A 22,081-nucleotide genomic window follows, 5' to 3' on the forward strand; every position below is an offset into this window, starting at 1 on the left:
CATTCTTAATTGAATAGCATTGTCGATGAACACTAGACAAAGTTAAAGTTAACAGCTTCTCTGACTCTTTAATAAAAATTTTATAATGCTTTGAGTTTATGTATGTCAGAAGAATTACTTATTAATGTCACGCCTATGGAGTGTCGGGTGGCATTAATCGAAAATGGAACTGTTAATGAGCTGTATGTCGAGCGTACAGTCAAGCGCGGTCTAGTCGGCAATATTTACAAGGGTAAAGTCGTGCGAGTGCTTCCGGGCATGCAAGCTGCTTTTGTTGATATCGGTTTATCCCGAACAGCCTTCTTACATATCAATGATATGGTTTGGCCTCGTTCACAGCCCACCCCAAACGTTTTTGAACTCTTACATCCCGGTCAAACCCTGACCGTTCAAGTCATGAAAGATATGTTAGGAACGAAAGGGGCACGTCTGAGTACAGATCTCTCAATTCCTTCTCGCTATCTGGTTCTCATGCCATATGGTAACCATATTGGCGTATCGCAGCGTATTGAGTCTGAAGAAGAGCGTGAGCGACTACGCAATATTATCGAAAGTATTCAATCTGAACATAATCTGCCGGGTAGTGTGATTGTACGTACAGCTGCCGAAGGTGTGGATGAGGCAGAAATTGCACGGGATATGTGCTATCTGAGTAAATTATGGGAATACATCCAACGTAAGCAGATTGATGTTGCAGTTCCTTCCTTAATTTTTGAAGAGCTTCCATTACCTCAGCGTATTATTCGAGATTTAGCAAGCGAAGAGACTGCAAAGATTTATGTCGATTCGAGAGAAATTCATGCCAAGCTTCTTGAGTTTGTTGAAGAATTTGTTCCGAATATGCAAAGTCGACTCATTCATTATCCGGGTGAGCGACCGCTATTTGATCTCTATAACGTCGAAGAAGATATCCAGAAAGCCCTTCAAACACGCGTTGCTTTGAAATCGGGTGGTTATCTGATGATTGACCAGACTGAAGCTATGACGACAATTGACGTTAATACTGGCTCATATGTTGGCGGTCGTAGTCTTGAAGACACCGTTTTTAAAACCAATATGGAAGCGACTCAAGTCATTGCACGTCAACTTAGACTGCGTAATTTGGGTGGTATTCTCATTATTGATTTTATTGACATGCAAGAGGCAACTCACCGTGAAGAGGTGATGCGTCAGTTTGAAAAAATGCTTGAACGCGATCACGCCAAGACCAAAATCACTCAGGTATCAGAACTTGGTCTGGTCGAAATGACTCGCAAACGAACACGGGAATCGTTAGAACATTTGCTGTGCGAGTCGTGTCCAACGTGCCAAGGACGTGGTTTTGTCAAAACAGCAGAGACAGTGTGTTACGAAATATTTCGTGAGATATTACGATATACCCGCGCATTTGAGTCAACGAGTGGCTTTACTGTTGTTGCTCACCCTTCAGTGATTGACCGATTATTAACAGCAGAAGCGCCCGCAGTGGCTGATTTAGAGCATTTTATTAACCGTGTGATTAAATTTCAGGTCGAAAATTTATATACGCAAGAGCAATACGATATCATTTTAAGTTAAAGTTGTAACAAGATATCGCTTAATCCTTGTTACAACTGAAATTTTACTTTCATTCATGAATTTTAAATACTACTTACATACAGTAGCCCTAGACGTTCTCCCTATTTAACGTCTTAGCAAACAATAAGAGGTATAACCCATGAATGTAAGTGAAAACTTAATTAGCAACGGTCTTAAACATGTTTTAGAAAGCACACCAGTAAATAGCTGCTATATGTTGAATGACCAAGGTAAAGAAGTACCGATCACAACCGCAATGATTCGTTCAGTATGTCATCAGTTGCTTAACCAGTGCCGCACAATCAAAAAATAAGGGGCCAATTCAAAGCCCCTTAGTTTTCTAACTTGCTGAATGATGTTTCAGTTGCTTCTCTGCAATAATTTCTTCAAACCGTTGAATCTCATCTTCTAAATGAGTCAAAAGGTTTTGCATTTTTGGCAAAGCATTTCGACAAGCCGTTAATCCAACTTCAAGCTTATCTAAATAACTGGTCATGGTAATATTTAAAGCTTGTCCATCCATGACAATCGAAGCAGGATAGAGAGCGTCTAATTTCGCGCCATTCCAATAAAGTGGCTCACGTGGCCCTGGTACATTGGAAATCACTAAATTGAACGCCTGACGCTTAGGAAGCATTCCTGACATGATGTTTAATCCTGCTGGACCATAAACAACCGCGCTATAGTTTAAAATTTCATTAGCAGTCATACGGCTAAAGCGTTGCTTTGAATTTTGCATGCTGCGACGAATAATTTCTAGACGTTCTAACGGTTGGTCTTTATGAGTCCCTAAATTTGCCAGAATCATAGTAATCCGGTTACTCATATCAGAATCATCTGTGCGCAATGAAGCTGGAACCATGGCAATAAGTGGCTTTTTAGGTAAGCTATTTTGACTAATTAAATATTCACGTAAAGCACCAGAACATACTGCTAGTACAACATCGTTAATCGTTACGCCTAATGCTTTTGAAATTTTTCTAAGGCGGCTCAATTCAAAGGATTGGGCAGCAAAACGACGTGAAGCACTTACTCTTTGGTTCAAAATCGAAACTGGTGCCTGAAAGGTAGAGACATAATCAGGATTTTTGCCCATTTCTTTAAATATAGTCTGAGATAACTCTTGCATTACTTTAGGAGCTATATCGAGTTGAGACTTAATGCCTCCTAAAATACTCTTAATTTTACTTGTACTTGGAGTAGGCACTTTTAGACGTTTAGTTCTTTTGCTCTCAACACACCATAAAGGGACCACATGTTTCTCTTCAGGTGTCTTTGAAAGTGATTTCTCGATCAAACGCATACCGGCAACGCCATCAACCATTGCATGATGGATTTTAAAATACATGGCGAAACGGTTGCCTTCGATTCCTTCAATAATGTCACAGGTCCACAGCGGCTTGGCGCGGTCAATTAATGAGCTGTGTTGTTGCGAGATATAAACCAGAAGTTCACGTATGCGCCCAGGATGAGGCAAAGCAATGTGGCGAAAGTGATGATCGATATCGAACTCTTCATCCTCATCCCAAAATAGACCATTTAAACGGTTATTGAAGGGAGGAATAGGAATGCTTTTTGAGCGTTTAATATCTTCTACTAAATCATGTACAAAGGTTTCAGGTGCATTTTCAGGAATTTCAAATAAAAATAATCCACCGACATGCATGGGTTGCTGTCTTTTTTCAAGTGACAGAAAAATGAAATCAATTGGGTGTAATGGACGCATAAATCATTGTGCCTCATGCATTTTTCTAAGAAGCCCTTATCTGAGCTCTTATTAGAATTATAGAACCGTAAAATTAAGTATATAGCGTTTAGAGTAGAGAAAATATGACTTTGTGTACGTAACATGACATAAAAAAAACCACTGATTTGCCAGTGGTTTTTTGATATCAAACTACTTTTTCATGTTACCTGCATGTAATCCGCACTCTTTTTGAGTCGCTTCTTCCCACCACCAGCGTCCTTCACGTTCATGCTGGTTCGGTAATACAGCTCGTGTACATGGTTCACAGCCAATAGAAACAAAACCACGTTCGTGGAGAGGATTATATGGAATTTCCATCATACGGATGTAGCTCCATACTTCGGCACTTGTCCAATTCGCTAGAGGGTTATATTTAATAAGTTGCTTATCTGGTCCAGAAAAACCAGCATCAGCTTGTACCACTGGAATTTCTGTGCGTGTACCAGGACTTTGGTCTTTACGTTGACCAGTAATCCAGCCATCTAAAGTTGCAAGTTTTTTACGTAAAGGCTGAACTTTTCGAATACCACAACATTCCTGATGGCCATCTGTAAAAAAGCTGAATAAACCTTTTTCGTTTACCATGTTTTGAACAGCTACAGATTCAGGGAAACAAATTTCGATATTAATATTGTAGTGTTTACGGACAGTTTCAATAAATTGATAAGTTTCAGCATGGAGTCGGCCAGTGTCGAGACTAAAGACACGGAAAGGCTTGCCTAAACGTGAAGCAATATCAATTAAGACAACATCTTCTGCTCCCGAAAAAGAAATTGCGATTTCACCTTGTTGGCTTAAAGCAAGTTCTAAAATTTCCCGAGGGCTTTTGGTTGCATATTCAGCAGCAAGAGCATCTACGATATCAATAGTCGGAATAACGGTCATGTGTGTTCCTGGCAAAAGGCTTGGGCGCATTGAGTTATGAAAAATATTCTAAAGGATAGTTGATAAGCTGCTTAGCACTTTAATTTCGATCCTTATGAATAAAATTGATTTGATCAATAACAACGCAAAACTGAAAATCTTAATGGTATGATACAGCAATTTTTAACTAACGTTGGAAGCATTCATGGAAATCGTATGCCTAGATCTTGAAGGGGTTTTAGTTCCTGAAATCTGGATCAATTTCGCTAAAAAAACAGGGATTAAAGAACTCGAGGCTACAACTCGTGATATTCCGGATTATGATGTTTTAATGACTCAGCGTCTTAATATTTTAAAACAACACGGTCTAGGCTTAAATGACATTCAAGAAGTCATTGCTGAGATGGGGCCTTTACCTGGTGCAAAAGAATTTGTTGAATGGGTGAGCACTCATTTCCAACTAGTGATCTTGTCAGATACTTTTTATGAGTTTGCGCATCCTTTAATGAAGCAATTGGGTTGGCCAACAATTTTCTGTCATAAGTTAGAGACAGATGAAGAAGGAATGATTACAGCTTATAAGCTACGTCAACCAGATCAAAAACGTGAGTCTGTTAAGGCACTACATGGCTTAAATTTCCGTGTAATTGCTGCGGGTGATTCTTATAATGATACAACCATGCTGGGTGAAGCTGACCATGGTTTTTTGTTTGATGCACCTGCAAACGTAATTGCGGAGTTCCCGCAGTTTCCAGCTATCCAGGGCTATGATGCATTAAAAGAAGCAATCCGTTCAGTTTCAAAGCGTAGCATTCCAGCATAAGAATAAAATAATAAAAAAGGCGCTTTAAGCGCCTTTTTTATTATTTAGTTTTGAGACTTAGAATTTATAACCAAGTTTTAAACCATAAGCGATTGCATTATTGTCAGAAAACTCTGCAACATATTCATCACCGCCAGCTTGTGCACCAGTTTGAGCTTTAGCATCCCCTAACCAGAAGTATTTTACGCCGCCAGCAATAAACGTTTGAGGAGTCGGACTATATTGAAGACCTAAACCTACGTTCCAGTAACCTTCCGTTGGACCTAAAGTTGTGATTGGGTCACCTGCACCAGAGTCCCAACCTACAGAAACGTTACCTGCCCACTTGTCGGTAAGTTTACGGCCTACCCCAGTGTTCACAGACCATTGGTCATCTGCATAACTAACTAAATCGAAACCATTTGGACGGTTGACAATAGGGCCTACAACTTTTGATAGTTGTCCAAATTTGTATGGTTGAACAGAGAAATCTTTCCAGTTCACCCAACGTACGTTGGCAAAGGCAACAGTGTCAGCCATGATTCCCGTTTGGAAATCAAAGTTAACTGATTGAGGCGTGGTAATTGTGGTATCTGCTGAGCTATTTTTAATTGCCTCACCAGCAGCAGCTTGCCCTAACAGTGAAAGAGCAGGAAGTGTAGGCAAGTTTTCACGAATATTAACGTCATGGTCAATTTCAGAGCGATACGTTAAAGATGCTTTTAATGCAATTTCAGGAATTTGATAAGCGAAACCTGCTAACCAACCTGCACCACCTGTTTCTTTAATATCTGCGTCATAGCCATTGTAGATACTGTAAGCTTGACCACGGAGATTGATATTTCCTTTAATGGTTTGATATACGCCGCCTGCATAGAAGTTCCAGTTTTGATTCGGTTGGAAACCAAAAACCATTGCAAGGTTCTGAGTATCAACTTTAACCTTGGTGGCACCTTTACCAAGCAAACCATTGACTTGAGCTAAACCAGCGTCAACCTTTGCAGCAACGCCTTGTTTTACACCTGCATCGATAACAGCTTTAGTAGTTGCATCATTATTATAAGCATTTAAAGTGGCAGCAAATTGTGCTTGTCCAGCAGGAGAGGATAAGTCAACTCCTTGGGCTTGCAGCGCGGCACCCACACGTTGATTAGCAGTTAATCCATTAAATGTTGTATCAATAGTGCTTGTACGAATAGCATCTAATCTTTCAGGAGCTAAAATTGTATTGGTGCTATCTGATACAAATACATTTTTTCCAGAATATTCAGCATCTGCGCCGAATGGTTGATCGTATAGTATACCAAATGAGAATTTATCATTAAGTTGCAGTTTTAATGCAGCATTTGGGAAATAATAATCATTACCCATATCGCCAATATCACGGCGCGTTGCACTTGAGCCTGCTTCTTTACCCGCTACATCTGGGTCTAAAACAGAAATACCAGCTTCAAAGTAATTATTAGGCTGCAAAAATGCAGACATTGATTGTCCAGAGCGATCCAATGCTGCTGCAAAAACCCCAGTTGCAGGCAGCGTTGCTAAAATCATTGCAGTGCTCAGATGTTTTAATTTCATTTTAATCTTTCCTTGAACTTCAAGACATTTTTTTAAAAGTAACAGAGTTAAACCGTTTAAACTGTGTTGCCTTCAAAGCTTCTACTTACAACTTATAAAAGCTTTGATAACTCCATGTAACAAAAATAGCATAATTACAATAAGAGTAAATCTGTTATATGAACTGAGCAGTACTCATTTTTTATACAAATAAGGTCAATAATGGATGAAATATGAAGGAATATTTTCTTTGATAAATTATTTTAATTAATTGATATTTATATTTTTAATCTATTAATAAAGTAGTTTGTTTTAGTGACATTTCTGTCACAAATCCAAGAAAAATGGTCAAAGATTTTTTTGTAAAAATATGAATTAATTGATTATGAAATGAGTATTAGTTGTCATTTTTACTTGATAAGTCTAGTTTCTCTACATCTGTATATTATTGATTCAGTTTTATATTCTTAATTTTATAAAAAAGTTCCTCCTTATTTTTTTACCATTTGATCTATTTTTTGAGTAAATTTAGAGTTTCTATTTGAGAGGTTAAGCAAGAAAATAACCGAAAATAATAAGCTAGATTCGATTATTCATTTTTTAGAGCTAAAACACAGCGTTAGAGTGGGTATAAGTTTTCATCAAATTGTTCAAGCTTAGGAAATTTTAGTGGTTCAAGTTGGTCTAGATGCGTTAGATAAGTTACATAGTCTTCTAGGAGATTTTCTCTGGCTTCTTGGCTAATATAAGGTACATGGTAGGCAGTGAATGGCGGTAGAACTTCAAAACCAGCATATGCCAAAGTACCACGCTGAATCGGAGATAGATAATGTTCGATTGGGCCATGAATAGCCTTTTCTCCAAACATATGTGTTCTGCCGCCAAGTGTTAAACACAGCATGGCTTTTTTACCAGTCATTCCGCCGTGGTTATAAAAGCGTTTACCACCGTAAAAGAGCCCTGAAACAAATACACGATCAATCCAGCCTTTTAAAATTGCTGGTACAGAGGTCCAGTAAAGTGGGAAATTTAAAATGACTAAATCAGCTTTTTTTACCTTTTCAATTTCTGCCTGAATATCCGGAGCTAGAAGTTGATTTTTACTGGCATTTCTTTGTTCTAGAGCATAGTTAAAATAGTCAGGCTGATTGAGCTCTAAAAAATCCTCTTTGGTTGCAATAGGGTTAAATTGCATGGCATATAAATCTGAAACCTCTACGCGATGTCCCAATTTTTCTAAGGTTTGCTTTGCTGTACTTTTTAGAGCAGTAGTAAAAGATTGTGGTTCTGGGTGGGCATGGACAATCAGGATATTCATAGGGGCACCTGTGTTTTTCAGAAATTGTGCTGTCTAGTGCAATTAAGCGGATTTTGTTTTGAATCACTATGCATCAATTTAAAAGCATGGCATAGTTCATGAACTGACAGTTTTTACCATTTCGCGCCATTTATTTTGCTCAATGGGATACTCATGAATCCAGAATTACCCGGAACTTATATTAACTTAATCGTCGAGACTGTTAAGCGGTGGGGTGTCTCTTGCAAGCAGCTTTTAGATGGAAGCGGCATAACAGTAGATCAATTAAAAAAACCATATTGGTATGTTGAGTTTAATGCCTTAAATCAGCTCATTGAGCGGGCCATCGAGTTGTGCAAAGAGCCTGCATTAGCGGGGTATTTGGCTTTAGAAATGACTGCTTCATGTTATGGTTCAGTCGGAATGGCTGCCATGGTTTCTCCAAATTTAGGAGAAGCCTTAAAAATTCTTGAACAGTTCATTGGGTCACGTTGCGAGGTTTTTAAACCAGAATTAAAACAAGAAAATAATTATGCATATTGGTTCATTCATCAGCCTGTAAAGGAATTTCAGTTGAGTCCAAATGCCAACATTTTTTTATTGGTAGGCTTTGTTCAAATTGCAAAAAATTTAACAGGCTTATCCAATTTAGGGAAAGTTGAATTACAAATGCCAGAACCGACAGGTTTTGCCCAAATAAGTAGTCAACTGGCAGTCACTTGTTTATTTAATCAAAAACGCAACAACTGGATATTTCCAAAAGAATATTTAACACAGCCTGTATTAACGGCAGACCCAATGTTGGCGCCTTTAGTAAATGCACAATGCAAGCGAGATATAGAAAAATTAAAGTTACACAGTGGCTGGAAATGGCAAGTCAAACAAGTTGCTGAAAAATTACTTGTAAATGGCGAGATTGAGACATTAAAGGTAGGGCAAGTGGCTCAAGTCATGAATATTTCAGAGCGAACTTTGCAACGATATTTAGCCATTGAAAATACAAGTTTTACCATCTTAGTTGACTCACTTAAAAAGCAACATGCCCAGAAACTTTTAGCTCAAAATAACATGTCGATTGAAAAAGTAGCTTTAACTTTAGGTTATGCCGAGACTTCTCATTTTACCCGTGCATTTAAGCGTTGGATGGGAGTCACACCCAAATATTTTCAGACCCACAGCAAAATGGATGAATTGAGTTCACATTTGGGTTAGAGAGGTCACTGATTTAATTGCATAACCTCTAAATCTGATTCGAGAGCTTTAAGCCGTTCGTTCTGGCTTAGATGAAAGCAACTGAATCACTTCAAAATAGCTAAGTGGTGTCGGGACATGTCCGCGGTCTCTCAATAGACGATGCATGCGTGGCAGTTTGAAGTAGGGTACCGAAGCCATTAAATGGTGTTCCATGTGGTAATTAACATGAATAGGGGCCACAAAGCTTCTAGCAATCCAACCTGCACGTGTTGTACGCGTATTTGTTAAGGCTGTCAGGCTCGTTTGCATACCTGCATGCTCCGCCATTGAGCGAATTCTTAAAAATAATGGAAATGGGGTCAAATAAGCTAAAGGCCATAACCAATAAAAACGTTGCTGACCAAATGCCTTTAAAACACCATAAAGAGCTGCGTTGGTTGCAATGGCTCCACTACTGTTTTTTACAAGACTTTTGGCATAATCAACAAGATGTTTATTGCTGCGGTCTAACCAAACCTGATCATTTGCAACGGTCCACTTCATTAAATCAAGATCCATTAGCACTCGACCAAAGCTAAATTTTAATCCCGTCATCCCCGTTAAGTCGCGTAAGAATTTACGAGTAACAGATTTTTTGCTTACAGGAAAATCCGACACCAAAGAAAGGTCGGGATCATCTGGAGTAGAGGTTTTTGCATGATGGCGAACGTGATGTTGACGGTACTTGTGTAGATCATTCCAGATTGGACGGGCGCATAACCATTCGCCTACAAAGTCATTTATTTTCTTATTTTTGAATAAGCTTTTATGGGATGCATCATGCATCAGAATTGCTAGGCATAACTGCCGACCCGCCAATATAGCCAAGGCAAGCATACAAGCAAGTAATTTGCCCCAACTAGGTAAGTAATCCCACATCATAATTAAGCTAGCAAATGTTCCCCCAATAACCGCCCATGTACTTGCAACAGCCCAAGCGCCGTAAGCATCTGAAGGCTCCGTGAGTTCTTGTATTTCTTCTCTGCTAAATAGATCGGTAACACTAACCTGTGTATTCATTTTTATTCTCCCAAATCAGATTTTGGTATTCATATTTTATATTACCAATATAATCATAAAATTTTAAAAGTTGTAATATTTGTTTGTAAAAAAATAAATCGTTCTTTAATGTGTTAATTCATTTTCATAAAGTTTTTGCCACAGCTTTTGTCCAATCGAGTCTAGCTGTTGTACATTCTGAGCAAATTGATTGCGGGCATGTTCATTAACAAAGGGAGAGGGTAGTAAAGGATCATTCATTAATAAAGTAATGGTTTCTCGCCCTAGTAACAATGCTTGAGCAGCAGCGTCATTGAGCGATAATTTTTCATATTTTAAAAGCCACTGCTGAATATCTTGGCTATAGTTTTTGTAGTTTAATTCGAGTTGTTGGGTATCCCATAAAGACGCAATCAACTGAAGGCTTTTTGAATCAAATTTTTGAATAATAGAAATTTTGGCTTCACTTTCAAGGCCTGCTAAAACAAGTTCTTCACATGTTTTTTCGAAACTATAGGCCAAATTGTCAGGTCGAATATAAATACCGGTTTCGAGTTCTTTAAAGCCAAATTGACGTAATGCTCGTTCTCTCTTTTTTAAAGCGGTGCGATCTATGCGACCTAACGTACCTGTAAATACTGCAAGATAATGTTGTTGCCATTCTTTGGTTTGTTTAATGCCATTTTTGCGGTTCAAAATGATTTTTGCCCATTCTTTGGTTGATGGCGAAAGTTGATAAATACCGCGATCGACACTTTCTATCATGCCTTCATTTAATAACCGAGTTGTAGCAACACGAATTCCATTTTCACTCATATTAAAGAGTTTGGCGGCAATTAATATTTGTTTGATGGTGAGTTGAGGATAGGCTGAGGAAAGAAACAAATCGATAATAAGATGGCGTGCATTAATTTTAGTATTTTTCATTCAGATAGAATTTTTGATATGAGCTGCATTTAATCACAATAATATCATGTTTTTTTAAGGACTTTTTAAGATCATTTTGTAGAGTAAGAGGCGGCAAAAAAGCTTTATCTATAACAAGAGAAATTTTGGCAGTTCTTTACCAAGTTTTATCTTTTTACGATAGTTAACCCAAGTTTGTCATCATGATGTGATACATTATCGCACTTTAAATAAACTGCCTTTAACTAGGGGCAATAACCACAAACGTTAGAAATGATCTGATATTGAACATGTGTTAAGTCAAATTTGAGGCTTACCAATTGCGATAAAACAAATTTTAGATCGTTCTAGTGATTAACTTTCTTTGAGCAAGTTATGGAAAATTTTGAAGTTATAAAAGCACTGTTTCTAGGCTTTGTTGAAGGCTTAACTGAGTTTTTACCCATCTCGAGTACAGGCCATCTGATTCTATTTGGTCATATTATCGATTTCCATTCAGACGGTGGACGTGTATTTGAGGTCGTAATCCAGTTAGGTGCTATTTTGGCAGTGTGCTGGTTATACCGACAAAAAATTATTAATTTGATTAAAGGTTTTTTTAGTGGAGATGTCGAGTCTCGTCATTTCGCCATCAGTGTACTTATTGCATTTTTCCCTGCAGTCATTATTGGTGTTTTGGCCGTCGACTTTATTAAAAGTGTTTTGTTCAGCCCAATTGTCGTTGCTATTGCATTGATTGTTGGTGCTCTCATTATTTTCTGGGTTGAATCTAAGCAGTTTGAACATAAGACGGACGATGCGACCAAAATTACTTTTAAACAAGCACTTTTAGTCGGGCTTGCTCAATGTGTTGCCATGATTCCGGGGACTTCACGTTCAGGTGCAACAATTGTAGGCGGAATGTTTGCGGGCTTATCACGTAAAGCTGCTACAGAATTTTCTTTCTTCCTTGCAATGCCAACCATGTTGGGCGCAGCAACTTTTGACTTGATCAAAAATGCAGACGTACTTACCGCTGATAATATGATTAATATTGGAGTGGGCTTCGTTGCAGCCTTTATTGCCGCTTTATTTGTTGTAAAAGCATTAGTGCTATTTGTAGAGCGCCATACGTTACGTGTATTTGCATGGTATCGAATCGTATTGGGTGTAATTATTCTGATTGCAGCAATGTTCTTTAATTTATCGGCTTAAAATCTGATGAAATGAAAGGGCCTAGACTATTCTAGGCTTTTTTATGCCTAAAAATTGATTTGAATTGCCTATTTATACAAAGTAAACCTAAGACACATGTTTTCATTTTAGGTTCATTGTTATATTCATTTAGACAAGATATGGAGCAGATTAATGACCCTTCCAACAACCATGAAAATTATTGAAATTACCGCTCCAGGTGGACCTGAGGTTCTAAAAGTTCAAGAGGCTAATATTCCAGCACCTCAAGCAGATGAAGTCTTAATTGAGGTAAAGGCTGCTGGAATTAACCGCCCTGACGTGTTACAGCGTATGGGCCTATATCCAATGCCTAAAGGCGTTACTCAAATACCGGGATTAGAAGTTGCTGGCGTGGTGGTTGCGGTAGGTGACCAAGTGCAGCAGTTCAAAGTTGGAGATAAAGTTTGTGCTTTAACAAACGGTGGTGGCTATGCAGAGTACTGTGCAGTTGCTGCCACACAAGTACTACCAATACCTGAAAATTTATCGTTTACTCAAGCCGCTGCTATTCCAGAAACGTTCTTCACAGTTTGGGCCAATCTTTTTGATATTGGTCGTTTAAAGGCAAATGAAACAGCATTGATTCACGGAGGGGCCAGTGGCATTGGTACCACTGCTTTAGCCATCTGTCATGCTTTAGGGATTAAAACTTTTGCTACGGTTGGAAGCGAAGATAAAGTTGAGGCACTCTTTGATTTGACCACGGCAATTAACTATAAAACCCAAGATTTTGAGCAAGAAATTTTGAAACACACCCAAGACCAAGGTGTTGATGTCATTCTGGATATTGTGGGTGGCTCTTATTTCCAGAAAAATTTAAATCTATTAAAACGTGATGGTCGACTTGTCATTATTGGTTTTATGGGTGGTCGAATCGCAAAAGAATTTGATTTACAAAAATTGATTTTAAAGCGCGCCACGATTACGGGTTCAACGATGCGAGCGCGTACTAGCGAAGAAAAAGCACAAATTGCCCAATCTTTGCATGAGTATCTGTGGCCCTTATTGGCACAAGGTAAGTGTTTACCTCAAATCTATAAAACGTATGATTTTTCAGATGTACAAAGTGCTCATGAATGTATGGAGCAGGGTGATCACATCGGAAAGATCGTTTTAGAAATGAACGCATAAAGCTGTAGTCACTAAAGTTTAGGTGAACGACAGGTTCGCCTAAACTGAATTTTATAATTCTAAATTCTGCCTATTTCTCTATAAAATTGCCAAATTCTATTGGCAGATTGCACCACTTCTATGACTTCACCTATACATTGAGTAAGAAATAAGAATTGGCTCTTAATTTATTATTTCTTTCCATACTGATGAAAAAGGATAGTAACAATGAATACCTCAAATATTGATGATAAAAATCCTACTCCAGATTTGGCTGAAGATAATGCCTTTTTCCCATCACCTTATTCACTGAGTCAATATACTGCTCCAAAAACAGATTACGATGGCACGACTTATTCAACGCCGTATACGGGCAGTAAAAAAATCTTAGTGATTGCAACCGATGAGCGTTATATTCAAATGCAAAACGGCAAGTTTTTTTCTACCGGAAATCATCCTGTTGAAATGCTTTTACCGATGTTTCATTTAGATAATGCTGGCTTTGAAATTGATGTTGCGACACTTTCAGGTAATCCTGCCAAACTTGAAATGTGGGCGATGCCAAAGCAAGAACAAGTTGTATTAGAGACCTTTCAGAAATATGCAGACAAGTTAAAGAATCCTCTAAAGCTCGGAGATATTTTAGAAAAAGTAGTAGGGGAAAACTCACCTTATGCGGCTGTCTTTATTCCGGGTGGGCATGGTGTATTAGCTAAGATTCCACATAGCCTTGAAGTAAAAAAAGTCCTTAAATGGGCAGTTGAACAAGATAAATTTATTATTACCTTATGTCATGGACCTGCTGCGTTATTGGCTGCGGCTGTAGACGAAGCGCCTGAAAACTATATTTTCAAAGGTTATCAAATTTGTGTATTCCCTGATGCTTTAGATGCAGGCGCGAATATCGATATTGGCTATATGCCGGGTGCGTTACCTTGGTTAGTTGGTGAAAACCTTGAAAAACTCGGTGTGGAAATTTTAAATAAGGGTATTACCGGACAATGTCATAGAGACCGTAAATTGTTAACAGGTGATAGCCCACTTGCTTCTAATAATTTAGGCAAACTTGCAGCTGAAACATTGTTGGCTGAAGTGAAGAATTAAGTACACTGCTTTGTTGAAAATATGTGCGCCCTGCGGGACTCGAACCCACGTCGGTCGCTTAGGAGGCAACTGCTCTATCCAGTTAAGCTAAGGGCGCATAATTTTATGATTATAAACGAAAAAGCTATTGCTAAGGCAATGGCTTTTTCATGTTTTAAGTATTAAAACTTTAGCCATAGTGGGTAATAAAGATAAAGTTGAACCACTCAACAGTTTCATAACTACTTATGCCTTGTAGAAAAAATAGTTTATAACGCTAAAAAATCACAAAAAATTCATGCTTATCTTTCTATGATCTGAAGCAAAAGATGAAAAGATTCAAGCAAGCAATCGGGTGGATAGCATTATTACCAGAGAGTTGTTTGTTAAAAATCAGATTTGGCTATCGTATAATTCAAAAGGGCATAACATGAAAAAAATTGATGAACAGGACTTATCTAGAATTATTGAAATGGCATGGGAAGATCGGACTCCATTTGAAGCAATTGAGCGAGAGTATGGCTTAAGTGAAAGTGAAGTTATTCGTTTGATGAGATACAACCTGAAAACCAATAGTTTTAAACTCTGGCGCAAACGTATGGCAGGGCGTAAAACTAAACATCAGCAATTACGTTCACCAGAAATTGAACGAGCTTACTGTTCGCGTCAGTATAAATATGCATAACTTCTAATTTTATTGTCGATGAAATTTTAATTTTTACAGTGCATAATTTTCTGATTATGAATAAAAAAGCCCCTGTCGAAACAGAGGCTTTTTTGTATTTAAGTATGAAATATAGAATTATTGTTTTTTAGAATTCAATAATTTAAATAGTACAAACATGAGAACGATCCAGATTGGAATCATCATCACTGACTCTTTGAAACCTTGGCTCCACATGATGTAGAGAACAACTGCAATAAAGCCTAAAACCAAATAGTTACTAAATGGTGCCCAAAGTGCAGGGAAGTGAGTTTTTTCACCTTTTGCTTTCATTGCTGATCTAAATTTGAGGTGAGTCAAACTAATCATTGCCCAGTTCAATACTAATGCACCAACGACGATATACATTAAGTGACTTAATGCATTTTCGGGTACAAAGTAGTTCAACAGTACACAACCAAAAATTAACAATGCAGAAAGTAATACGGCTGGAACAGGTACGCCTTGTTTGTTTACTTTTTTGAAAACTTTTGGAGCGTTACCTTGTTGAGCTAGACCGTATAACATACGGCTGTTTGCGAACATACCACTGTTATAAACAGATAAAGCAGCAGTTAAAATAATAAAGTTAAGAAGATGTGCAGCCCAACCAATTCCCATTTGGCTAAAAATCATGACGAATGGGCTTTTGTCGAGACCACCAAGATCTAATTGGTTCCATGGCACTAATGAAAGCAAAATTGTTAGTGAACCGATATAGAAAATTAAGATACGGAAAACGACTTGGTTAATTGCTTTTGGAATGGTTTTTTTCGGATCTTTTGCTTCAGCCGCTGCCATACCAATTAGCTCAATACCACCAAAGGCGAACATTAAGAAAGCTAACATATAGAACAGGCCACTAAAGCCATTTGGAAAAAAGCCACCATGTGTCCAAAGGTTGCTAAATGAAATGCTTGAATCTACATCTGCTGTAAATAGCAAATAAAGGCCAAATACAATCATCGAGATAACCGCAGTTACTTTAATAATGGCGAGCCAGAATTCAGATTCACCATAAAATTTAACGTTGGTTAAGTTAACTGCCGTGATTACGACAAAGAAAAATAAGACAGAAGTCCATGCTGGGATATGGGGCCACCAATAATTAATATATTTGGCCACAGCGGTGAGTTCACTCATCGCAACCAGAACATAGAGTATCCAATAATTCCATCCAGCTAAAAATCCAGGAAATTTCCCCCAATATTTATAAGCAAAATGGCTGAACGATCCTGCAACAGGTTCTTCAACAATCATTTCTCCCAAGTGGCGCATAATCAAAAACGCGATTAAGCCGCCAATGGCATATCCTAAAATAATGGATGGTCCCGCAGATTGAATCACTTGCGCCGAGCCTAAAAATAATCCGGTACCAATTGCTCCACCCATAGCAATTAATTGGATGTGTCGATTTTTTAGTCCTCGTTGCAGTGTAGAAGATTCGTTGGTCAAAGGTCTTCACTCACAATGAATAAGTAAATTATTCTAATAGATGGAGTTATTTTAGCCTAGCCTACAAATTAATAACGAGTGACTGAAAAGTACTCTTAAAAAATATTTAAAATCAATCATTTGTATTTAATATTTCAATATCGAGTGAAAAGTGTTCTAAAAAATATAATTTCATATAGACTTTTTTTCTTAGATTTTGCTTAGATTAAGTCATTGCAAGCATATTGCTAAATTCCCAAAATATGCCCGCGTCAATACGATTGATGTATAAAGCAGAGTGCTATCTCTTGACCTTAAAACAATTTAAGATGAAGAGAAGGGTAAACAAGAATGCTTGTTTTGATATAGAAGAACATAATAGTAAGGATAACAGTTGATATGAGCTCAGTACCGCAAATTAAAATTCCAGCAACTTATATGCGTGGTGGAACCAGTAAAGGTGTATTTTTTAAGCTTGATGATTTGCCGGAAAAAGCCCAAATTGCAGGACAAGCACGAGATCAACTCTTACTCCGTGTAATTGGTAGTCCAGACCCTTATGGAAAACAAATTGATGGGATGGGGGGAGCCACTTCTAGTACTAGCAAAACTGTTATTCTCGCTAAAAGTACTCAGCCAGAGCATGATGTAGATTATTTATTTGGTCAGGTTTCAATAGATCAGCCTTTTGTAGACTGGAGTGGTAACTGCGGAAACTTAACTGCTGCGGTTGGCTCTTTTGCTATTTCAAATGGTTTGGTCGATGCAGACCGTATTCCTGAAAATGGCCTATGTACTGTTCGAATTTGGCAAAAGAATATTCAAAAAACCATTATTGCCCATGTGCCTATCACCAATGGTCAAGTTCAAGAAACTGGTGATTTTGAACTTGATGGTGTGACGTTTCCTGCCGCTGAAGTTCAAATTGAGTTTTTAGATCCAGCCGATGATGGCGAAGAAGGCGGCGATATGTTCCCGACAGGAAACGTGGTTGACGAATTAGACGTTCCTGATATTGGTCGTTTCCAAGCGACATTTATTAATGCAGGTATTCCAACCATTTTCTTAAATGCAGAAGATTTGGGTTACCAAGGCACTGAATTACAAGATCATATTAATAGCGATGCGGCAGCACTGGCACGTTTTGAAAAAATTCGTGCATATGGTGCGGTGCAGATGGGTTTAATTAAAGATATTTCAGAAGCAGCTGCACGTCAGCACACACCAAAAATTGCTTTTGTTTCTAAACCAAAAAACTATACAGCTTCGAGTGGTAAGCCAGTTTCAGAGAGTGATGTTGATTTACTTGTTCGTGCTTTGTCGATGGGTAAATTGCACCATGCCATGATGGGAACAGCAGCAGTTGCGATTGGCACTGCTGCTGCCATTCCAGGTACATTGGTGAATTTAGCGGCTGGTGGTGGCGAACGTGAAGCGGTACGTTTTGGGCATCCATCTGGAACATTACGTGTTGGTGCTCAAGCTGAACTTGTTAATGATCAATGGGCAGTTAAAAAAGCCATTATGAGTCGTAGTGCACGTGTGTTAATGGAAGGTTGGGTGCGTGTTCCGGGTGACAGTTTCTAAACCTCATCTAAATAAAAAGCCTCTCAATATGTAGAGGCTTTTTTACGTCTGCCTTTAAAAACTCAGCACCCACTTTTCACAGTGAATCGTGTATGATGTAGCGCATGAATGCTTCATTACATTCAATAAAATTTCTCTACTGATTTTATCGAGGCGACTGTGTCATCACTCTCTCAAGTTAATGCGGATGTTTTAAAACAAGCTCAACAACGTATTCAACAAGATTTATTGACGACATTGGCCGCGTTCTCAATTCCAGAGCCTTTAAAAAGTGCAGTACACCATGCAGTTATGCTTGGTGGAAAACGTGTGCGTCCAGCTTTATGTTATGCCACTGCTTCTTTACAGCCAAATCCAAATTTTGCTGCGGCTCGTCGTGCGGCGGTTGCTGTAGAGTTAATTCATTGTTATTCACTGGCTCATGATGATTTGCCTTGTATGGACAATGATTTACTGCGTCGTGGTCAGCCGACTTGTCATGTTGCGTTTGGTGAAGATACTGCTTTGCTTGCAGGCGATATTTTACAATCAATGGCTTTTGAAGTTTTAGGTAGCCGTTTGTTCGATGAACAAGGGCAGGGTACTGATGCTGCGATTGTATTAAAACAAATGCAGATTTTAGCAACTGCCAGCTCTAAAATGGTCTCTGGACAGGTGTTAGACTTACAAGCTGAAGGCAAGCAAATTGCTCAAGACGAACTAGAAAATATCCATCGCAATAAAACTGGTGCACTCATTCAGGCTGCAATTATGATGGGTGCAGTCACCATCTTTTCTGGAACAGATCAAGCAATTCCAAAATTGCGCCAATATGGGCAGACGATTGGATTAGCTTTTCAAGTGTTAGACGATATTCTCGATATTACGTCGAGTACTGAAGCTTTGGGTAAAACTGCTGGTAAGGATGAGCAAGTGCAAAAATCGACATACCCAGCGTTAATGGGTCTTGAACAAGCACAGATCTATGCAAAAGAATTGCACGATCAAGCTTTTGAAGCCTTAGCTCATTTTGGTGATAATGCAAAAGAATTAGTTGATATCTCACAATTTCTTTTAGCGCGTACGAACTAATAATATTAAATCAATATTCATAACTTCTATTCATGCGAAATGAATAAAGGAGAAAAAGAATGAATGGTGAACAACTCCATCAAAAAGCAATTGAAATTGCGCGTAATCTTCCCTTTAGTCAACAGACTCATCCTTTTGGTCCAGACTATGAGGTTTTTAAAATTTTAGAGAAAATGTTCATGCTGACGACAGAAGTTGCAAGCGTCAAAATGATTAATGTGAAGTGTGATCCGTATAAAAGTCAGGAATATCAGGAGCTTTATTCATTCATTATTCCGGGTTATCACATGAATAAAAAACACTGGATTTCAATTACACCGCATAAGAGTTTAACTAGCGATTTACTGCAAGATTTAATTCATGATTCTTATGATTTAGTCGTAAAGAAATTACCTTTGAAAGATCAGAAAAGATTAAAAAACCAATAATATAAAAAACGGCGACATGATCGTCACCGTTTTGATTTCAATTACTTAATTGAAGTAATTGAATTAATTATGCTTTCCCATAATACCGCGAATTGTATTTAAAACATCCGCAGGTAAAACCACAGTTTTAGCATTATTAGATTTCGCCATATCCTGCATTGCTTTTACATATTGCTCACCCAACAGATATGCCACAGGAATCTCTTTATCGCCAACTGCAATGGTCACCATTTCAATTGCACGTTGAGAAGCTTCAGCTAACACGACTTGTGCTTCTGCATCACGGCGAGAAGCTTCTAAACGACCTTCTGCACTTAAAATAGCAGCCTGTTTTTCACCATCGGCTTTAGTAACAGCAGCACGACGTTGACGTTCTGCAGCAGCTTGCTCTTCCATGGCGGCTTGCATGGTATGAGACGGTTGAATGTCCTGAATCTCAACAGTTTTTAAGGTAATGCCCCAATCTGAAATATCGTCAGAAATAGCAGCTTTTAACTTCGCCTTAATGTGATCTCGTGAAGACAATGCATCATCTAGATCCATTTCACCGACAATAGAACGTAATGAGGTTTGTACAAGGTTTTGAATCGCCCATGTATAGTTTTCAATACCGTAAACTGCTTTTTCTGGTGTGGTTAAATTAATATAGGCCACAGCATTCATGAGCAATACGGCATTGTCACGTGTAATTACTTCTTGCGACGGAATATCTAGCACAATATCTTTCGTGGTAATTTTATAAGCCACTTCATCGATATAGGGAATCACAAAGTTAAGTCCTGGATTAAGGGTAGTGTGATATTTACCTAAACGTTGGACAATCCACTTGTAGCCCTGAGGAACAATACGAACCCCTTTAAAAATGGTAACACCTACAAAAGCCAAAAAGGCTAAAACAATAATAGTACCGACTGGCATGAAAATACCCTCTCTTTATCTTTAATGTTTATGAAGTACTGTGGGTTTGAACAATTAAGTCATTACCCGAAATGTCAATAACTCTGACACGATCGCCTACTTTAACAGGAGTGGTGCTCCGACAATTCCACTCATCGGCCCCTAAAATAGGCATTGGAAAGCGAACAATAATTTGATCATGGTCTAGACCAGTTTGAATAACCATTCCAATTTGACCAATCGTTGCTTCACGGGGGAGACCCGCTTTCGTTTTATCAATTGATAAGGGTTTAATAAACTTGAACCAAAGAATGGTGCATAGCACTGATAATACAATCCACAATACAATTTGCGTTGTGAGGCTAATATCTGGAAATAACCAATAGAGAATGCACACCATAATGGCGGCAATACCAAACCAGAGTGCGGCGAAGGCAGGTAGAATCAGTTCAGAAAGAATAAGTAAGATACCCAATACAAACCAGTGCCAAGGTTGTACAACAAACTCCATAGATCTGCTCTTTTATATATATTTATGTGAGTAAAAGTGACTCAATATCACTTTTACCACTGTAGCAGATGATAGGAAGTGTGGATAGAAAAAAACCACTTCAATTAGAATTTAGAGCGTGGTGCGGGCTTAAATGCTGCTGGAGATTTTTTGAAGTTTGCAATTGCACCTTCAATTTGACGCATTTGAGCTTGAGCAGCTTTTTCACCTTCCAAAATTGCTTCATTACTGGATTTCAAGTCTAGTGTACCTAAATGACCAACTTTAGGTTTAATTACCACATTTGCTTGCTTGAGTTCTTCATTAATACTTTGTTGGCCCATGATATTAATCGTCTGATCAAGTAATCCCCACATATTGGCTGGGCGGTTACCTGCCGGACGCGCGGAGATATCAACTGCAATCACAATATCTGCACCCATATCACGAGCTGTTTTTACAGGAATTGGGCTGACTAGGCCGCCATCTACGTATTTTTGATTGCCGATTGTCGCAGGCACGAACACATTTGGAATGCTGCAAGAGGCACGTACTGCTTGGCCTGCATTACCTTTAATAAAGTCTGCTTTTTGACCATTATCAAGACGCGTTGCCACAGCCGCAAAGCGGATTGGGAACTTCTCAATCGGTTTATTGCCAACATTACGGTTCACGTAGTCTTGTAACTTTTGTCCGAGAATAATGCCCTGACGATTAAGGGTTAAATCACGGATATCAGACTCTTGTAATTTCAGGGCCAGACTTTGCAATTGATAAGGTGTTTGCCCACTCGCGTAGATACTTCCAACAAAGCTACCAGCGCTGGTACCCGTTACAATTTTAGGTTTAATTCCATGAGACTCTAAAACCTTGATCACACCAATATGTGAAAATCCTTTTGCTCCACCGCCACCTAAAGCAAGCGCAATGACAGGTTCACGGGCTTTAATTGAGGTCGTCGGTGTTGGTGTTTTGCTAAATTTATCACAGCCAAAGAGTGCTAGAGAGATAAATCCAATACTGGCAAATTGAGCAATTTTCATCTTTAAAAATAATCTATGTCGAGATAAATTAAGAAGGGCCATAAGACCAGATTCGCTC

At 38.5% G+C, this 22,081-nt stretch carries 21 protein-coding genes and 1 tRNA gene; 11 read left to right on the top strand and 11 right to left on the bottom strand.

What is annotated here, in order from left to right; all coding sequences use genetic code 11:
* The first annotated feature begins 102 nt into the window (after positions 1-102).
* Both rng and BMW38_RS13285 read left to right on the top strand, forming a co-directional pair.
* Positions 103-1,557: a ribonuclease G gene (rng, locus tag BMW38_RS13280; protein ID WP_005036381.1), complete on the top strand. Its 1,455-nt coding sequence runs from the start codon at positions 103-105 to the stop codon at positions 1,555-1,557.
* A gap of 139 nt (positions 1,558-1,696) precedes the next feature.
* Complete coding sequence (locus BMW38_RS13285) at positions 1,697-1,870, top strand: PA1571 family protein (protein WP_002116397.1); 174 nt, start codon at positions 1,697-1,699, stop codon at positions 1,868-1,870.
* 27 nt (positions 1,871-1,897) lie between these two features.
* Here BMW38_RS13285 and BMW38_RS13290 read toward each other — a convergent pair whose 3' ends face one another.
* Positions 1,898-3,283: a WS/DGAT/MGAT family O-acyltransferase gene (locus BMW38_RS13290; protein ID WP_042897680.1), complete on the bottom strand. Its 1,386-nt coding sequence runs from the start codon at positions 3,281-3,283 to the stop codon at positions 1,898-1,900.
* Between the two features lie 171 nt (positions 3,284-3,454).
* Positions 3,455-4,189 (bottom strand): phosphoadenylyl-sulfate reductase, encoded by a 735-nt coding sequence (locus tag BMW38_RS13295; RefSeq protein ID WP_213031163.1) that lies wholly within the window; start codon positions 4,187-4,189, stop codon positions 3,455-3,457.
* 184 nt (positions 4,190-4,373) lie between these two features.
* On the opposite strand from BMW38_RS13295, the gene thrH reads away from it, so the two are divergent.
* The gene (thrH, locus tag BMW38_RS13300) at positions 4,374-4,991 is read left to right on the top strand and encodes a bifunctional phosphoserine phosphatase/homoserine phosphotransferase ThrH (RefSeq protein ID WP_092708860.1); all 618 of its coding nucleotides are present in this window, start codon (positions 4,374-4,376) and stop codon (positions 4,989-4,991) included.
* Between the two features lie 57 nt (positions 4,992-5,048).
* Here the strand turns inward: thrH and BMW38_RS13305 are convergent, their stop codons facing one another.
* Both BMW38_RS13305 and BMW38_RS13310 read right to left on the bottom strand, forming a co-directional pair.
* Positions 5,049-6,548: an outer membrane protein transport protein gene (locus tag BMW38_RS13305; RefSeq protein ID WP_092708863.1), complete on the bottom strand. Its 1,500-nt coding sequence runs from the start codon at positions 6,546-6,548 to the stop codon at positions 5,049-5,051.
* A gap of 598 nt (positions 6,549-7,146) precedes the next feature.
* Entirely contained in the window at positions 7,147-7,845 is a 699-nt protein-coding gene (locus tag BMW38_RS13310) for an NAD(P)H-dependent oxidoreductase (RefSeq protein ID WP_092708866.1), read from the bottom strand.
* Positions 7,846-7,998: 153 nt separating this feature from the next.
* Here BMW38_RS13310 and BMW38_RS13315 point away from each other — a divergent pair, with 153 nt between their 5' ends.
* Positions 7,999-9,036 (top strand): AraC family transcriptional regulator, encoded by a 1,038-nt coding sequence (locus BMW38_RS13315; RefSeq protein WP_092708869.1) that lies wholly within the window; start codon positions 7,999-8,001, stop codon positions 9,034-9,036.
* A 48-nt stretch (positions 9,037-9,084) separates the two neighbouring features.
* Here BMW38_RS13315 and BMW38_RS13320 read toward each other — a convergent pair whose 3' ends face one another.
* Both BMW38_RS13320 and BMW38_RS13325 read right to left on the bottom strand, forming a co-directional pair.
* Positions 9,085-10,077, bottom strand: a complete 993-nt coding sequence (locus BMW38_RS13320; RefSeq protein ID WP_092708873.1) for a fatty acid desaturase family protein — start codon at positions 10,075-10,077, stop codon at positions 9,085-9,087.
* Positions 10,078-10,182: 105 nt separating this feature from the next.
* Positions 10,183-10,983: a PaaX family transcriptional regulator C-terminal domain-containing protein gene (locus BMW38_RS13325; protein ID WP_092708876.1), complete on the bottom strand. Its 801-nt coding sequence runs from the start codon at positions 10,981-10,983 to the stop codon at positions 10,183-10,185.
* A 354-nt stretch (positions 10,984-11,337) separates the two neighbouring features.
* On the opposite strand from BMW38_RS13325, the gene BMW38_RS13330 reads away from it, so the two are divergent.
* The 3 genes from BMW38_RS13330 to hchA all read left to right on the top strand — a co-directional run bounded on the left by BMW38_RS13330 (position 11,338) and on the right by hchA (position 14,391).
* A complete protein-coding gene (locus BMW38_RS13330; protein WP_005036395.1) occupies positions 11,338-12,156 on the top strand; it encodes an undecaprenyl-diphosphate phosphatase in 819 nt (272 codons plus the stop codon).
* Between the two features lie 153 nt (positions 12,157-12,309).
* Positions 12,310-13,308 carry an NAD(P)H-quinone oxidoreductase gene (locus BMW38_RS13335; RefSeq protein ID WP_092708879.1) on the top strand — a complete coding sequence of 333 codons (999 nt, stop codon included), beginning with the start codon at positions 12,310-12,312 and terminating at the stop codon, positions 13,306-13,308.
* 207 nt (positions 13,309-13,515) lie between these two features.
* On the top strand, positions 13,516-14,391 hold the full coding sequence (gene hchA, locus BMW38_RS13340) for a glyoxalase III HchA (RefSeq protein WP_092708883.1): 876 nt from the start codon (positions 13,516-13,518) through the stop codon (positions 14,389-14,391).
* Positions 14,392-14,415: 24 nt separating this feature from the next.
* Here the strand turns inward: hchA and BMW38_RS13345 are convergent.
* Positions 14,416-14,488 (bottom strand) — tRNA-Arg (locus BMW38_RS13345).
* A gap of 312 nt (positions 14,489-14,800) precedes the next feature.
* Between BMW38_RS13345 and BMW38_RS13350 the strand changes: the two genes are divergently transcribed.
* Positions 14,801-15,055, top strand: a complete 255-nt coding sequence (locus tag BMW38_RS13350) for a TIGR03643 family protein (RefSeq protein WP_003655360.1) — start codon at positions 14,801-14,803, stop codon at positions 15,053-15,055.
* Between the two features lie 117 nt (positions 15,056-15,172).
* Here BMW38_RS13350 and BMW38_RS13355 read toward each other — a convergent pair whose 3' ends face one another.
* Entirely contained in the window at positions 15,173-16,528 is a 1,356-nt protein-coding gene (locus BMW38_RS13355; RefSeq protein WP_092708886.1) for an amino acid permease, read from the bottom strand.
* A 378-nt stretch (positions 16,529-16,906) separates the two neighbouring features.
* On the opposite strand from BMW38_RS13355, the gene prpF reads away from it, so the two are divergent.
* The 3 genes from prpF (at position 16,907) to BMW38_RS13370 (ending at position 19,593) form a co-directional block, all read left to right on the top strand.
* Entirely contained in the window at positions 16,907-18,094 is a 1,188-nt protein-coding gene (gene prpF / locus BMW38_RS13360; protein ID WP_092708889.1) for a 2-methylaconitate cis-trans isomerase PrpF, read from the top strand.
* 159 nt (positions 18,095-18,253) lie between these two features.
* Positions 18,254-19,165, top strand: coding sequence for a polyprenyl synthetase family protein (locus BMW38_RS13365; protein ID WP_005036411.1), 912 nt, complete (start codon positions 18,254-18,256; stop codon positions 19,163-19,165).
* 59 nt (positions 19,166-19,224) lie between these two features.
* On the top strand, positions 19,225-19,593 hold the full coding sequence (locus tag BMW38_RS13370; RefSeq protein WP_092708892.1) for an MmcQ/YjbR family DNA-binding protein: 369 nt from the start codon (positions 19,225-19,227) through the stop codon (positions 19,591-19,593).
* A gap of 63 nt (positions 19,594-19,656) precedes the next feature.
* Here the strand turns inward: BMW38_RS13370 and BMW38_RS13375 are convergent, their stop codons facing one another.
* The 3 genes from BMW38_RS13375 to BMW38_RS13385 form a co-directional block, all read right to left on the bottom strand.
* Positions 19,657-20,511 (bottom strand): SPFH domain-containing protein, encoded by an 855-nt coding sequence (locus BMW38_RS13375; protein ID WP_092708895.1) that lies wholly within the window; start codon positions 20,509-20,511, stop codon positions 19,657-19,659.
* Between the two features lie 28 nt (positions 20,512-20,539).
* A complete protein-coding gene (locus tag BMW38_RS13380) occupies positions 20,540-21,001 on the bottom strand; it encodes an NfeD family protein (protein WP_092708898.1) in 462 nt (153 codons plus the stop codon).
* A gap of 104 nt (positions 21,002-21,105) precedes the next feature.
* Positions 21,106-22,023: a patatin-like phospholipase family protein gene (locus tag BMW38_RS13385; protein ID WP_017392534.1), complete on the bottom strand. Its 918-nt coding sequence runs from the start codon at positions 22,021-22,023 to the stop codon at positions 21,106-21,108.
* Between the last annotated feature and the right edge of the window lie 58 nt (positions 22,024-22,081).

Source organism: Acinetobacter sp. yr461, from assembly GCF_900110445.1.
Taxonomy (GTDB): domain Bacteria; phylum Pseudomonadota; class Gammaproteobacteria; order Pseudomonadales; family Moraxellaceae; genus Acinetobacter; species Acinetobacter calcoaceticus.